At 67.2% G+C, this 14,061-nt stretch carries 8 protein-coding genes, 1 other RNA gene and 1 pseudogene; all 10 read left to right on the top strand.

All coding sequences use genetic code 11. From position 1 onward, the window contains the following. Positions 1-82: 82 nt before the first annotated feature. Positions 83-238 (top strand): annotated as a pseudogene (locus AC5WS8_RS04555) (hypothetical protein); the annotation flags it as partial. A gap of 284 nt (positions 239-522) precedes the next feature. Further along, an RNA gene (gene rnpB / locus AC5WS8_RS04550) (RNase P RNA component class A) lies at positions 523-928 on the top strand. A 286-nt stretch (positions 929-1,214) separates the two neighbouring features. Further along, positions 1,215-1,391, top strand: coding sequence for a hypothetical protein (locus tag AC5WS8_RS04545; RefSeq protein ID WP_450470374.1), 177 nt, complete (start codon positions 1,215-1,217; stop codon positions 1,389-1,391). Between the two features lie 866 nt (positions 1,392-2,257). Further along, positions 2,258-3,769: a TIGR02677 family protein gene (locus AC5WS8_RS04540; RefSeq protein WP_496101976.1), complete on the top strand. Its 1,512-nt coding sequence runs from the start codon at positions 2,258-2,260 to the stop codon at positions 3,767-3,769. Continuing rightward, complete coding sequence (locus tag AC5WS8_RS04535) at positions 3,769-5,205, top strand: DUF2398 family protein (RefSeq protein WP_496101975.1); 1,437 nt, start codon at positions 3,769-3,771, stop codon at positions 5,203-5,205. Before AC5WS8_RS04540 ends, AC5WS8_RS04535 begins: the two co-directional genes overlap by 1 nt. Then, positions 5,205-9,515: a TIGR02680 family protein gene (locus tag AC5WS8_RS04530; protein WP_496101974.1), complete on the top strand. Its 4,311-nt coding sequence runs from the start codon at positions 5,205-5,207 to the stop codon at positions 9,513-9,515. The genes AC5WS8_RS04535 and AC5WS8_RS04530 overlap by 1 nt, the downstream gene beginning before the upstream one ends. Continuing rightward, on the top strand, positions 9,512-10,780 hold the full coding sequence (locus tag AC5WS8_RS04525) for a TIGR02679 family protein (RefSeq protein ID WP_496101973.1): 1,269 nt from the start codon (positions 9,512-9,514) through the stop codon (positions 10,778-10,780). Before AC5WS8_RS04530 ends, AC5WS8_RS04525 begins: the two co-directional genes overlap by 4 nt. 321 nt (positions 10,781-11,101) lie before the next feature. Beyond that, a complete protein-coding gene (locus AC5WS8_RS04520; protein WP_496101972.1) occupies positions 11,102-11,662 on the top strand; it encodes an ATP-binding protein in 561 nt (186 codons plus the stop codon). Between the two features lie 204 nt (positions 11,663-11,866). Next, positions 11,867-12,583, top strand: a complete 717-nt coding sequence (locus tag AC5WS8_RS04515; RefSeq protein ID WP_496101971.1) for a hypothetical protein — start codon at positions 11,867-11,869, stop codon at positions 12,581-12,583. A 99-nt stretch (positions 12,584-12,682) separates the two neighbouring features. Further along, positions 12,683-14,050, top strand: coding sequence for a glutamate--tRNA ligase (gltX, locus tag AC5WS8_RS04510; RefSeq protein ID WP_496102403.1), 1,368 nt, complete (start codon positions 12,683-12,685; stop codon positions 14,048-14,050). Positions 14,051-14,061 lie beyond the last annotated feature (11 nt).

The raw sequence follows: 14,061 nt of genomic DNA, 5'->3' as shown, positions 1-14,061 counted from the left end.
CGGGGCCGGTGGTGGTGCTCGCGCCAGGTTACGGGGAGGGGGCGTCCACCCCGGACGGCGCCCTTGACGCCGGTCCACCTGGGCCTTCGCACACGGCATGGTGATCCTGGAGATCCACGGACGGTTTCCCGAGGACGCGGACCTGGAGGCGGCCTGGAAACGCGGCCTTGAGGCACTGCACCGCACCGAGGCCGCGGCAGGGTCGAGCGAGCGGCCCGGCGCCCGGCGACCGTCGTGAGCGTGTGCCCGTTCGAGGGAACGGTTCCCGATCTCACGGCCAGGTGATCAGCCGATGTCCCATTCCGGCGGGCGACCGGAGGAGGGGAGTGCCTTGACCGCCATGGCCCATGAGCCGCTCACGCAGGAAGAGGGCCTGCCGGAGGGCTTTCCCGCCCTGTGGCGGCAGGCACCCTGCTCCCCTTCGCTCTCGTCCTGGCCGGCTCGGTGCCGGCGACGGCGGACCCGGCCGTGGCCACGGACCGGAGCGGCTGCCGCGCCCGGTACCATGGTCCACACGGCAGACGAGCCGGGCGGACGGCCGCGTGGAGCCCCTAACGGGGAGCTCCCCGAGGAACGTCCGGGCTCCACAGGGCAGGGTGGTGGCTAACGGCCACCCGGGGTGACCCGCGGGACAGTGCCACAGAAAGCAAACCGCCCGACGCCCAGGCGTCGGGTAAGGGTGAAACGGCGGTGTAAGAGACCACCAGTGCCCAGGGCGACCTGGGCAGCTAGGTAAACCCCACCCGGAGCAAGGTCAAAAGGAGCGCTGTGAAAAGCGCTCTGCGCGGACGCTCGAGGGCTGCCCGCCCGAGTCCGCGGGTAGACCGCACGAGACCGGCGGCAACGCCGGTCCTAGATGGATGGCCGTCGCTCCAGGGCCCGCGAGGACCCTGGAGAACAGAACCCGGCGTACAGCCCGACTCGTCTGCCGCCATCTGCGGCTTTGCCTGGGAAAGGGCCTCTGACCTGCGTCGGAGGCCCTTTCCGGTCTTTCAGGGGCTTGCCGCGTTACGCGGCGGAAAGTCCCTCGGAAGTCCCTCAGACAGGGCCGAAAGTCCCTGAAAAGTCCCTGGCGCAGAGGCGCGGGGGACGCCTCTGACCTGGGCCAGATCATAGTTCCGTCGATCTTGGTGTGGGTCGAAGGCGGCGGTTGCAGGCTCCCAGTTCCGGGTGAACGCCAGCAGCGTCTTGCCGTGCCCAGTAGCCTCGGGCCCATGACCGAAGAGACGATCACCGCGCTGAAGAACTACGACTGGCTCGTTCGGAACAAGGGCTTGGACGAGGTTGAGTTGCACTGGGACAGCGACTCGCTCATCTCGGGCGAAGGCGGCTACGAGATCTCGCTGTTGACCGATCCTGGGTTCACGCCGGCGACGCGGCAGGGATCCTGAAAAGCGATTTCGTTTGGCGTGATCTTGCGATGAGCTGGCTTGGTGGTCACGCTTGACTGCTTCTGGCTCGTACGCTCAACGGCTTGTCCACCAGGCTGCCCCGGCTCCCGTGGCTGTGGTGACAGTTGTGACGAGCCACGTGGGTATCCGTCGTATGACCAAGTGCAGTCCGCCGCAGCGGAGTTGGAACTGCGGCGGCGTGCTGGTCATACTCCTCACCGGCGTCATGCATTCAGTGGAGTGCGAAGGGACGGCGGACAGTGGATCGTTTTCTCGGAGATGTTGCGAGCTTCCTGTCATGCGCGTAGCAAAACATCCTTCTGACACGCCGCGTTGATCTTGGTGGATAACTCGGGGGTTGTGGATAACCCGTACTGAACACCTTCCGCTTGCCGCGCGGGGCCCAGTGCGACGGCCATGACGACACCTCGTTCTTCGGGTCCTGACGACCGACTGTCGGGGGTGTGCATGTGAAACGTCGGCTTCAGCGGCGACAACGGCGAATCTTGGCCGTCAAGCGTTCGGCGTTCTCGCGGCACGCCACCAGGCCGCCACAGCCAGCACCTCCGAGGTGCCCGACGAGCGACGGCTATACGCGCTGTCGAACATCCTCGAGTTCGATGTGCGACGGCCGATGGCCTGGAGCCCGAGTGGCGTCACGCCGCAGAAGGCCGTCCGAAGCGGTTTGTGCTGCTCCGTTGAGGGCGAGTATCTGTCCGCCCGCTGTCGTAGGGGCGTGTCACAGTTGAAGTCGATGGTCGCCGGGCGCGCGGCTTGAGGGAGGGACGCAGTTGCCGCAGTTAGATGGTTCCGGCACGCTTGGGTCATTCGATCTTGATGGCCTGGTAGTGGGTGATCGTCTGAGGTTGTTCAACTTCACCCAGCGTGACGATTGGGCGTCGTATCTGTGGGTCTTGCGGGCGATGAACCAACTGCGGACGGTTCACCAGGTGCAGGTGCACACCAGCGACGTGGCGGCAGTGCTGGGGGAGCTGGCTGCCAACCACGCTGACGTTCCTGCCATTGCGGATCTCAACTTGCGGGCGATGCTGGATGTCCTGTCCGGGGATCGGGACCGCGAGCGGGAGGGTGCCCGGGTGCTGTGCCGGGTGGAGGATGCCGCTCGGGCGGGAAGCCTGGCCGCGTATCGAAACCGACAGTCTGTTTATCAGTTCACTGAGATCGGCTACCGGGCCTATATGGCGGTGGAGGATGTGCTCGGCGCGCGGGTGGAGGACGCGAATCTGTCCCGGCTGGTGTTCGCTGACATCCTGTCCGATCTCAAGGCCCTGGCCGCGGCGAACCTCAGCGCCGACCGGGAGGAGATCTACCGCAAGCTCTCACGGCTGGACAGCGTTCTGGATGACATGGCCCGCAGGGCCGCACGGTTCTATCTGACGTTGAACGATGTAACGCGAACCACGGACATCTCGCCGGAGACGTTCCTGCGGCACAAGCATGCCCTGCTGGCGCACATGAGCGATTTCTCCGCTGAGCTCGAGCGGTACGCACCCCGCCTGGCTGATGCGGTTCGCCTGGTGGAAGACAGCGGCATCGAGACGCTGTTGGAGCGGGCCGCGGAGGCGGACGAGCGGCCGATGATGAGGCCGGAGGCCCGTCGGGAGGATTGGCGTCGGCGCTGGGTGGGGCTTCGCCAGTGGTTCCTCGCGAGCGAAGTGGCGGATTCGAAAGCCGACCAGTTGCAGGGGGCGACGCGTACGGCGATCTCGGGTGTGATCGCGTTGCTGCGGCAGGTCACTGAGTCGCGGCGAAGCGGGGTGAGCCGCACGACGCAGTTGCGGCACTTGGCAGCCTGGGTTGCGGGGGCGCCGGATGAGCAAGCGGCGAACGCGCTGATCGCCGCGGCGTTCGACCTGCGTTCAGCCCGGCACCTGGGCGGGGCCCATGACGACGGTGAGCAGATCTCTTCCCGCTCGACGTGGTGGGATGCTCCCGGCATCGAGGTGAGCGTCAGCTTGTTCCGGCATGGCAAACGGCCCTCGCCCGGGGGTCCGCAGCCGATCCGTACCGAGCGCGGGGCGCGCGCCCGGCTGCGGGAGAAGCAGCGGGCGGTGCGGGCGGCTGAGCGGGTGGCGGCCGAACGGCTACTGGAGCACGGTCCCCATGAACGGGTGCTGGACGAGTCCGAGCTTCGGGCGGTGCTGAAGCTGCTCACCCGGGCGTTGGAAGCACGGACCGTGGTCGCGGGCCGGTTGCGGTCGGCCACCGGGGCAAGTGATGTAATGACGTTGCGGCTCATCCCCAGCCAGACCGGCAGTCGGCTGCGCACCGTGCACGGCACGCTGGTGCTGCCCGGCTTCACACTGGAGCTTTCTCCCGCAGGACCGATCCTGCGGGGAACGGCGGAGGTGAGCTGATGGCCGCCGCGCATCGCGTTGCTGCGAGGGTGGAGCCGGCGCAGCTGGGTTCGTATCAGGAGGCCGCCCGGCTGGTGCTATTGCACAGTGTGATCAGTGAGAGCCACCCCCGCCCAGGTGCGCTGGCGGTGGTGCTGCGCTGGGCGGACGAGCTGGCCGAGGACTTCCGCTCGCTCTTCGGTTACACCCTCCACACCACTGCCCGGCACGCGAGGCTGATTCGGCGCCTGGACGTGTTCGACGGCAGCCAGGCGATCCTCGCGGCCAACAGCGGTCGTAGGCCGTTCGACCGACGACGGTTGGCGTACCTGTGTCTCGTGCTGGCGTGCCTGCACGGCTCCCGGGTCGAGATCGCCCTCGCTGACCTGGTGAAGGATTTCAGCCCGCACGCCAACGCTATCGATCATCTCGGCTTTAACCCGACTGCTCCGGGGCACAAAGACGCCATCGTGGACGTCATGGACTGGCTGGTGCAGTACGGGGCCCTGCACGTCTCGGACGGTTCGACCCAAGCCTGGGCCCGCGACCCGGACCGCGGGGACGCCTTGTTCGACATCGACCACGAGCTATGCAACGCCCTGTTCCGTCCCGGCAAGCCCCTGCAGCACCTGACGAGCGCCGCCGGATTGCTGGAGGCACCGCCGAGCGGCGTCGGCCGCGATGCCCGACGCCGACATGGGGCGCAGCGGGCGCGCCGCGCCGTTATCGAAAACCCAGTGGTGTACTTCGCCGACGCCGATCCCGAAACTGCCGCCGCACTACGCCAGCCCACATTGGCGGAGGATTTGGTGCGCCTGACGGGGCTGCAGATCGAGCGCCGGGCTGAGGGCATCATGCTTGTCGACACCACTGGTCACTTCACCGACCGGCGCTTCCCTGGCCGCGGCGGCGCGGTTAACCGCACGGCCGGTCTGCTCCTGGCCAAGATCGCCGACCTGCAAGAAGACCCCGAACGATCGCGTGAGCTGAAGCGCATGCAGCCACCGGATCCCGCGGAAGAACACGCCGACCTGCTCGCCCGTATCGACTTGGCGCTGCCGCACGTCGGAACGCTGGCCGCTCTTGCGCTAGACGCCCCCGCAGTCGACGGCACCAATTCACCCGAACAGGCGGAAGTCGAAGACGAGCTAAGCGAGCCGGTCCGGACCCCGGAGCTGCCCCTGGTTGAAGACGCCCGCTTGGTAGAGATGATCAACGAGCTCTATGAGGATTTCGGACCGGCCTCGTTCACCAGCAAGTGGCAGGCGGACCCGCGTGGCCTGTTGGCCGAGGCCCTCGTCCTCCTCGCCGATCTGCGCTTGGTGCATCCGGTGCCCGGTGGCGTATTGGTTCGCCCGGCGGCGGGCCGCTACCGCAACATCACCGCCGTCCTGCCTCATCCGCAGAGCGACGGGCAGTTCGCATTCGACTTCTCCGCCGCGGAGGACCCCTCCTGATGATGATGCTCCCTGAGCCGAGCCGGTCTGACGACGTTCCGACCGTCCGCTTCAAGCCCACACGCGCCGGGATCATCGGCCTGTGGGACTACCGGGACGAGGAGTTCGTCTTCGCTGACGGCCGTCTCGTCCTGCGCGGCCACAACGGGTCGGGCAAGACCAAGGCGCTGGAGGTCCTCTTCCCGCTGGTCCTCGACGGCAGCATCGACCCGCGCCGACTGGATCCGTTCAGCGGCGAGGAACGCACGATGAAGTCCAACCTGCTCTACCGGGGCCAGGAATCGGCGTATGGGTACGTGTGGATGGAGTTTACCCGCACCACCGCCGACGGCGAACTGCTGGAGGCCGTGACCGTCGGCATCGGCCTACTGGCTCAGAAGAGCAAGGAACGCCCGGGCCGCTTCTTCTTCGTCACCGACGGCCGGATCGGCGTGGACTTCGGCCTGCTCAGCGCCGACTCTCGGCCACTGCGCAAGAAAGAGCTCGAGAAGCTCCTCGGCACCGACGCGCTCTACAAGACCGCCACCGAGTACCGGGAAGCCATCGATGACCGCCTGTTCGGCCTGGGCCGTCAGCGCTATGCCCAGTTGATCAACCTGCTGCTCCAGTTGCGCCGCCCGCTGCTGGCCAAGGACCTCGACCCGGACAAACTCTCCGACACCCTCACAGCCGGCCTTCGCCCGGTCGATGACGACCTGATTACCCAAGCTGCTCGGGACTTCGAGAACCTTGCCGAGATCCAGGCCGTCTTGGACTCCCTGACCAAGGCCGACGGGGCCGTCCAGGACTTCCTGCGGGACTACACCGCCTACCTGCGCGCGCACGCCCGGGACCGCGTCGAGCGGATCAACGCACGCTTCGAGGCCACCACCGGTCACTGCGACAAGATCGCCAAAGCGGCGCAGGACCGCCGTGCGGCGGAGGCCGCCCTCAAGACCGCCAATACAGCCAGGGGCGAAGCCGCGACGAACCGCAAGAAGCTCGGAGCCCGCTTGGAAGGGCTGCGCAACCACGACGCTCTGAAGAAAGAGGTCGGCCTGCGAGAGCTCCGTGACCGCGTCCGAAGCGAGGGAAAGGACATCGCCGACACGGAGAGCCGCCTGGAGAAGGTGCGGCAGCGCGTGGCGCGTCTGACAGCTGAGGCCGACGGGGTCGAGAAGCGGCTTGGTCAGCTGCACGGCGCTGCCGACCGGCACATGCAGGCCCTGCTGTTGGCAGGGCAGTCCGCCAGCTTGGTCACCGAGGACGACCCGCTGAACCTCACCGATGACCTTATGACCCAGGTCGGGAGCCGGGCTGCGGTACGCCGTCATGACATCGGTGAGGTGCGCGGATACCTGGACGCGGCCGAAATCGCTGCCCAGGACCAGCGTCGCGAACAGACCCGGTTCGACGTCGCAGACACGGAGGTCAAGGACTACACCGCCGCCTGCACCCAGGCCGCCGACGCCCTCGCCGCCGCCCGATCCGATGCCGTCGCCGAGCTGCAAAAGATGATCGACCGTTGGACGGGCACGGCCCCGACCGCCGTTCTCTTCCCCGCTGACGCGCCGACTCTCACCGACGCGCTGGAAGCCGTCGGCGAGCCGGATGCGCCCGCACTGACCGAGGTCTTCCATTCGCTCACCGACGAACGCCGTACCAGCGCTCTTGCCCAGCAGGAATCGCTCAAGCGCCGCCATACCGAGACACACGAACAACTCGCCAAGGTGCGCGCCGAACGAGCGAAGGTTGCCGCTGAACAAGATGATGCTCCTCCGCCAAACGACCTGCGACCGGCAGACCGCAGCGGCCGTGCCGGCGCCCCACTGTGGCGGCTGATCCGCTTCACCGACGACGTGCCGCACGAGCAGGCCGCGGCGGTGGAAGGCGCCCTGTATGGGGCGGGGCTGCTCACAGCCTGGGTTCACCCGCACGTCGACGCCACCGTGCAGGCATTCGCCGACAATGAGCCCGACGGCTACCTGCTCCCACTGCCGGCTGCCCAACGTCCCACCGGCCGGACCCTGGCCGACGTCCTCGTCCCTGACGAGGAACAGTCTCAGGTCCCGGCCGAAGCCGTCGCCGCGGTCTTGGCCTCGGTACGCCTTACCGACGACCTCACCCCTGACACCGGTTGCTCTCCCGCGGTGAGCACTCGCGCACAGTTCACACTGGGGATCCAGCTCGGCGCCCACCCGAAGACCCAGCCCGAGTACATCGGTGCCACCGCCCGCGCCGCCCGACGCCGCGAACGCCTGCACGCCCTGGACCAGACGATCAACGCGCTGGAAGACCAGCTCGCTGACCTGGCCACCGCGCAGCAGGCCGCCGCCGAGGCCGTGGCGGACTTCGACACTGCCCGCCGTCGGCTGCCGCCCACCGCACCGATCGCCGCAGCCGTCCGTGACGTCGAGGTCACCGCCGTCCAGCTCGCCGACGCCCGAGGACGGCGGGATGCCGCACACCGGGCCCTCGATCTGGCCATCGCCAATACCCACGACAAAGAGCGCCAGCTGCGTCGTGCGGCTGCCGCTGCCCGCCTACCCGGACAGCGCGACGCACTCGTTGACGTCGAACGCGCGGTCAACGATTTCGTCAGAGCCGGCAATGACCTTCACACCACGCGATCCACCATCCACGACACCGAGAACGATCTCGCCGACCGCCGCGAGAGCATCAAAGAGCAGAGCCAGGACTACGCCGAACAGACCGAGGCACTGAACACTCGCACGGCCGACTACGAGGCCTTGGCGGAACGCCTGCGTACCGAGGAAGCGCTGCTGGACGCTCCCTTGCGCGACCTCCAAAGGCAGCTTGAGGAAACCCAGACCGCCTTGGACGAAGCCAATACGTCCTACGACCAGGCCGACGCAGAAGCCCAGGCGCAGCAAACCCGCCTCACCACCGCCGAGAACGCCCTGGAACACATCAGCGAAGCCCTCACCACGGCCCTGGACGAACAACTGCGCACCACCGCTGGCCTCGAGCCCTACTCCCGCCCCGACCTGCTCCGCCTGCTGAACGCCCCCGCGGCCACCCCATGGACACCCGTCAGCGTCTGGCCCACCGCCGAACAAGCCGCTAGTGACGTGATCGCCCAGCTCACCGCCAACCCGCCGCAGGTGTCCCCGGATGACGCCGCCCGCAGCGCCCTGCCGTCCACCACGGTCACGCTCCTGGACGCCATCGATACCGCCACCCGCGGCCGTCGGGCTACCGATAACGTTCTCAAGACCACCACCACGAAGATCTCCACCGCCCTGACCGACCTGGAAAACGCGCTCGCGGAATCCGATCAGGGCTACCACCTGGAGTGGGAACCGGACGGCGACATCATCCTCGCCCGAGTCTCCGACGCCGAAGGCCCCGCCCCGGTCGCCGAGTTCGGCCTCCGACTGGCCGAGCAAGTCGCCGACCAGCGCATCCTGCTGGAAGACCGCGAACGCACCGTCCTGGAAGACGCCCTGCTGACCGGACTGGCCCAGCAGATCCACTCCCGCACCATCGACGCCCGCAACCTGGTCAAGGCCATGGACGCCGACACCCGCGCCAAACCCATGTCCTCCGGCACCACCGTCGGCATCCGCTGGGTGCAGTCCGACGCCCTGACCGACGAACAGCGCGCCGTCAACCAGCTACTGAAGAAGGACGCAACGGCCCTGGGCCCGTCTGGACTGGCCGAACTACGCTCCCTGCTGCGAGCCCAGATCCGCACCGGCAAAGCACGCGACCGCCGCAAGACCTACCAGCAGATCATCGCCGACGTCCTGGACTACCGCTCCTGGCGCACCTTCGAACTGCTGCTGTCGCGGCCCGGCGAGAAAGAAGAGAAACTCACCCGCTCCAAGCACAGCGAGATGTCCGGCGGCGAGAAATCCGCTTCCATCCACCTCCCGCTGTTCGCCGCAGCCCACGCCCAGTACAGCTCCGCCCGCCCCACCTGCCCCCGCCTGATCGCCCTGGACGAAGCCTTCGCCGGCATCGACGAGCAGTACCGCCCCGATCTGCTCGCCCTGACCGTCAAATTCGACCTAGACCTGTTCATGACCGGTCACGACCTGTGGATCACCTACCCCACCGTCCCCCGCATTGCCCACTACGACATGAACTACGACAAGGCCAGCCACACCGTCTCCGCCATGCTCATGCTCTGGGACGGACAGCAGATCCTCGACGATCTCGGCTACCCCGGATCCGACGAGTTGGCCGCCGATCTCCTCGGCTTCACCCCAAGTCGGCACGCGCGCGCCGCCGACGGCCTGCTCGCCGGCCCGGATGACCACGACATCCCTGACGACCAGCAGGACGAAGGAGCGGATGAAGCGTGACCACCACTCCTGCGACAACCCACGAGCGCTACCTGCAGCCGGAATACACGCGCCTGCTGGCAGCCGCACGCCGCTCACTGGAACGCACCGGAGGACGCCTCGACGGCACCATCAGCGTCAGCGCACCCACCGACGCCGAACGCGAGGCCATCATCGGCCTGACCGGCACCTACCGCCCACCCGGCACAGCGAAGATCACCATCCGGCTCGCCGACCTCGACGCTGCCATCCGTACTGCCACTGGGTCCCCGCTTGCAGAAGTCCTCACACGAGCCGGCGGACCATTGCGTAATCGCCCTGCCGAGAAGGCCGCTCTCCAGTACGCCCGCACACAACTCCTTGCACAAGCGGAATCCAGCCCGCTCCACTCCACACGTCCCTGGTACCGGGTCTGGTTGAGCAACCTCGCCACCGACGGCACGCTGACCACTTTGATCAACAAAGGCGACACATCAGCGCTCGCCCACGCCGTGCGGGTCCTGGAACACCTCGACGCCCGGGCTGCTGGTACCCCACCGCTCATGCTGCCCGCCCTCGCCGAAATCGCCACCGGTGACACCAAATCCCTCAATCCCGGACGCGGTCCGCTGCCCAACCTTGTCCTACGCGCCCTGGCTCACGCCCACAGCGCCTCCGTGCCGTCCACTGCCGAAGAGCGCCGTGAGCTGTGGGACGCTTTCGACGTCATCGTCGACGACCTTGCCAGCCGCGTCCTCGTCCTCAACCTCCCCGCTCACGGACAGGGGCTGGGCGAGTGGCTCACCGGTGCGGCCAGCTACGGCACTCCCTTCCACATCACCCTCCACCAACTGGTCACCCTGCCCATCACGGTCAGCCTCCCGACCGTCTACGTCTGCGAGAACCCGGCTGTCCTGCGCCGCGCCGCACAAGAACTCGGCCCAGAAAGCCCGCCGCTGATCTGCGCCGAAGGCCGCCCCTCCACCGCCTTCCATCGGCTTGCTCGCACCATCACGCACGGGGGTGGGACCCTGCACTACCACGGTGACTTCGACTGGCCCGGTATCGACATGACCAGCCAGCTGATCAACCTCTATAGTGCCCGCCCCTGGATGATGACCGCGGCCGACTACAACACCGGAATCGCTCAGGACGACGACCACATCCGGCTCCGGGGTAAGCCGCAGCCCACGCCATGGGACCCGGAACTCGCAGCGGCCATGAAACGGGCCGACCAGGCCCTCTACGAAGAGGCGGTCGCCGATGCCCTGCTCGATGGCCTGACTGTAGGTAAGACTGGAAGATGACCGTCGGCGTTACTGGCTGATTGGCAGGAGACACCGACGCCGGGTCGTAGACGCCTTGGTGCCATCACAGGGACCCCTACTCCGCTTCGTACCTCGTGGTGCCAAAGGGCGCTGGAGGCGCAGGCCTCAGCGGGGAACGGTCTGCTGATCCTGACTGGTCGCGAGAAGTCGGAGACGGCTCGCTGCTCCTCGAATACCACAACTCGCATCAAGCTCAAAACACCTTGCGTGGAATACCTAGGGACAAACTGTCGTCGCACGGTTCTTGTCGGATGGAAGGCTTCCGTTCAGTGAGGCCGCTACCGATGTGAGGTTGTCGTCATGGCACGCAGCAATCCCGAACGTCCCGCGAACGGATTCATGGTTTCGGCTGCCGCAGACGCAGTCCCGCCCGCGCGTCGCCAAGTTGTAGCACTGGCCCGGGCCTTGGACGCCTCCTTGCAAGATGAAGCGCTGGAGACCGTTGAGCTGCTGGCGAGTGAGGTCATAGCCAACGCCGTCCTACATTCAGCCAGCCCGTGCGAGGTCGTTGTGACGCGCACCGCCAAACGGCTTCGTGTGGAGGTCACGGACACTGAGCCTACGATGCCGAGCGCCGTCGCAGCCGGGCCGAACGACGAGAGCGGCCGAGGTCTCCTGCTCGTCGGCGCTTTGGCGGATGCCTGGGGCATGCAACCGAAACCTGACGGCAAGACGACGTGGTTCGAGATTGGGCTGGAGTCGCCGCACGAAAGGATTGGCGACGGCTCCACGGAGGCCCCGTCCTCCCCTCATGTATCTGCCGTGCGACGAGATGATCATCTGGGCTGCCTGGCGCCGCCGGTAAAATCGCGGACGTCGTCGGTCCCGGCGGTTGTCGGGGAGGGGCATCAAGCTGCCTGAGCTGAACGCGGCGATGCCATTGGAACGGTCAGTGCATGCTGGTGAGGAACGGTGTGGTCCTTGGATTCGGTCGTGTCGCTGTAGGTACGACCTGCCGAAGGACGAATCTGGCCTGCCCGGGCTAAGTAGTGGGGGTGTTGAGTGCCGTCGCAAGTCTCGGGACATCCTGATGCCCCAGATCGGGGGTACCTCGGCGGCCGGAGGGTGCTCACCGCCGAGCTGGTGCGCGAGGCGCGGCGGCAGGTGGAGAACGGGGCTTCAGTAGATCGTCTCGCGCGTGCGTTTGGGGTGACCAGCAGGGCGCTGTCCAAGGCGGTCTATGGCGCCACCTGGCGCCAGGTGGACAACCCACCGCCAATCAGCCGGCCTCAGCCCGCTGATCCTGACCAGCCGAGCCCTACCGTTCTGGACGATGACCATGTGCGTCGCTTGAGACGCGAGCATGCAGGTGGCGCGTCGGTGCACTATCTAGCGACGAGAGACGGCCTCACCTACAACACCGTTCATGATGCGATCCGGGGCGTCACCTGGGCGCACGTTGATGAACAGGCGTCTGAGAAGGTCCCCGGGGAAGCGCGCCGCCCAGGCGTACTCCTGACTGCGACGACAGTGGGAGAGATGAGGCTTGCGCATGCCAGTGGTGCCTCCCTTCGATCGCTCGCGGACAAGTTCCATCTGAAGTACGCGACGGTTCGAGCGGCTGTGCAGGGGGCAACCTGGCGCCATCTCACCGATCCGCCCCCTGTACCGGCTTCCGGTCGAGGCGGACGGCATGCACTCACCAGTGCGCAGGAAGCGGATCTCGTACGGATGCGTGAGGAACGTGGCGCCACGTATGCCCAGCTCGGCGCGGCATTCGGCGTCAGCGAGGCCACAGCCTGGCACGTATGCGAACGTAACCGTCGCCCGGCGAAGGACTGAAGAAGCGTGGGTGCGGGCGAGCACCTACTGGGAATCGGTAGGCTTGCCCGCATGTCTACCTCCTCCACGCGCGTGCGTTTCGCCCCGTCTCCGACTGGAATGTTCCACGTTGGCGGGGCCCGGTCGGCTCTCTACAACTGGGCCGTCGCGCGACAGTCGGGGGGCAAGTTCGTCCTGCGGATCGAGGACACCGACGCGGCCCGCAACAAGCCGGAGTGGATCGACGGCATCATCAGCGCGCTCGCGGCCATCGGGATCTCCAAGGACGATCCCGCCTTCGAGGGTCCGTACTTCCAGTCGCAGAACGCCAACCGTCACAGCGAGGCTGCCCAGCAGCTCTATACGCAGGGCCGCGCGTACTACTGCGACTGCACCCGTGAGCAGCTCCAGGAGCGGACCGGTTCGCAGCACCTCGGCTACGACGGGTTCTGCCGGGACCGGGGTCTGGAGTACGTGGAGGGCCGGGCGCTGCGGTTCCGTACGCCCACCGAGGGCGAGACGGTCGTCGTGGACCTCGTCCGGGGTGAGCCGTCCTTCCCGAACTCGGCGATCGAGGACTTCGTCATCGCCCGCGGTGACGGCTCACCGGTCTTCCTGATCGCCAACGTGGTCGACGACCTTGACGAGGGCATCACCCTGGTCATCCGCGGTGACGAGCACCTGTCGAACACGCCGAAGCAGCAACTGCTGTGGGAGGCCCTCGGCGCGAAGCCCCCGGCGTGGGCGCACCTGCCGGTGATCGTGAACGAGAAGCGGCAGAAGCTGTCCAAGCGCCGGGACAAGGTCGCTCTTGAGGACTACCTCGCCGAGGGCTACCTGCCGGAGGCGATGACCAACTACCTGATGCTGCTCGGCTGGGGCCCCGGGGACGATGTCGAGCTCCGCCCGTACGAGGAACTGGAGGAGAAGTTCCGCGTCGAGGACGTGAACACCTCGCCGGCCTTCTTCGACATCAAGAAGCTGACCGCCTTCAACGGCGAGTACATCCGCGCCCTGCCGCTGGAGAGGTTCGTCGAGGCCTGCCAGCCGTGGCTGCGCGCCCCGTACGCCAACTGGGCGCCCGAGGACTTCGACCAGGCCGCATGGGAGGCGATCGCCCCCCATGCCCAGACCCGCGTGGCCGTCCTCTCGGACATCACGGCCAACGTCGACTTCCTGTTCCTGAAGGAGCCGGTGGAGGACGAGGCGTCCTGGGACAAGGCGATGAAGGGCGACCCGGTGGCTCTCCTGACCACGGCCCGCACCAAGCTGGAGACGGCCGACTGGACCAGCACCGAGTCCCTCAAGGAAGCGGTCCTGGCCGCCGGCGAGGAGCACGGCCTGAAGCTGGGCAAGGCCCAGGCCCCGGTGCGCGTCGCGGTCACGGGCCGCACGGTGGGTCTGCCCCTCTTCGAGTCCCTCGAGGTCCTCGGCAAGGACCGGACACTCGCCCGGATCGACGCGGCGCTGGCTAAGCTCGCCAGCTGATCACTTCCTGA

The sequence above is a fragment of the Streptomyces sp. PTL18 genome, from assembly GCF_059510295.1.
This window is presented reverse-complemented; position numbering and strand designations above follow the sequence as displayed.

Excerpts from the sequence above, each read along its gene's own strand:
- AC5WS8_RS04535 (WP_496101975.1), top strand. The coding sequence starts at position 3,769 with ATGGCCGCCGCGCATCGCGTTGCTGCGAGGGTGGAGCCGGCGCAGCTG.
- AC5WS8_RS04545 (WP_450470374.1), top strand. The coding sequence starts at position 1,215 with ATGACCGAAGAGACGATCACCGCGCTGAAGAACTACGACTGGCTCGTT.
- AC5WS8_RS04520 (WP_496101972.1), top strand. The coding sequence starts at position 11,102 with ATGGCACGCAGCAATCCCGAACGTCCCGCGAACGGATTCATGGTTTCG.
- gltX (WP_496102403.1), top strand. The coding sequence starts at position 12,683 with ATGTTCCACGTTGGCGGGGCCCGGTCGGCTCTCTACAACTGGGCCGTC.
- AC5WS8_RS04530 (WP_496101974.1), top strand. The coding sequence starts at position 5,205 with ATGATGATGCTCCCTGAGCCGAGCCGGTCTGACGACGTTCCGACCGTC.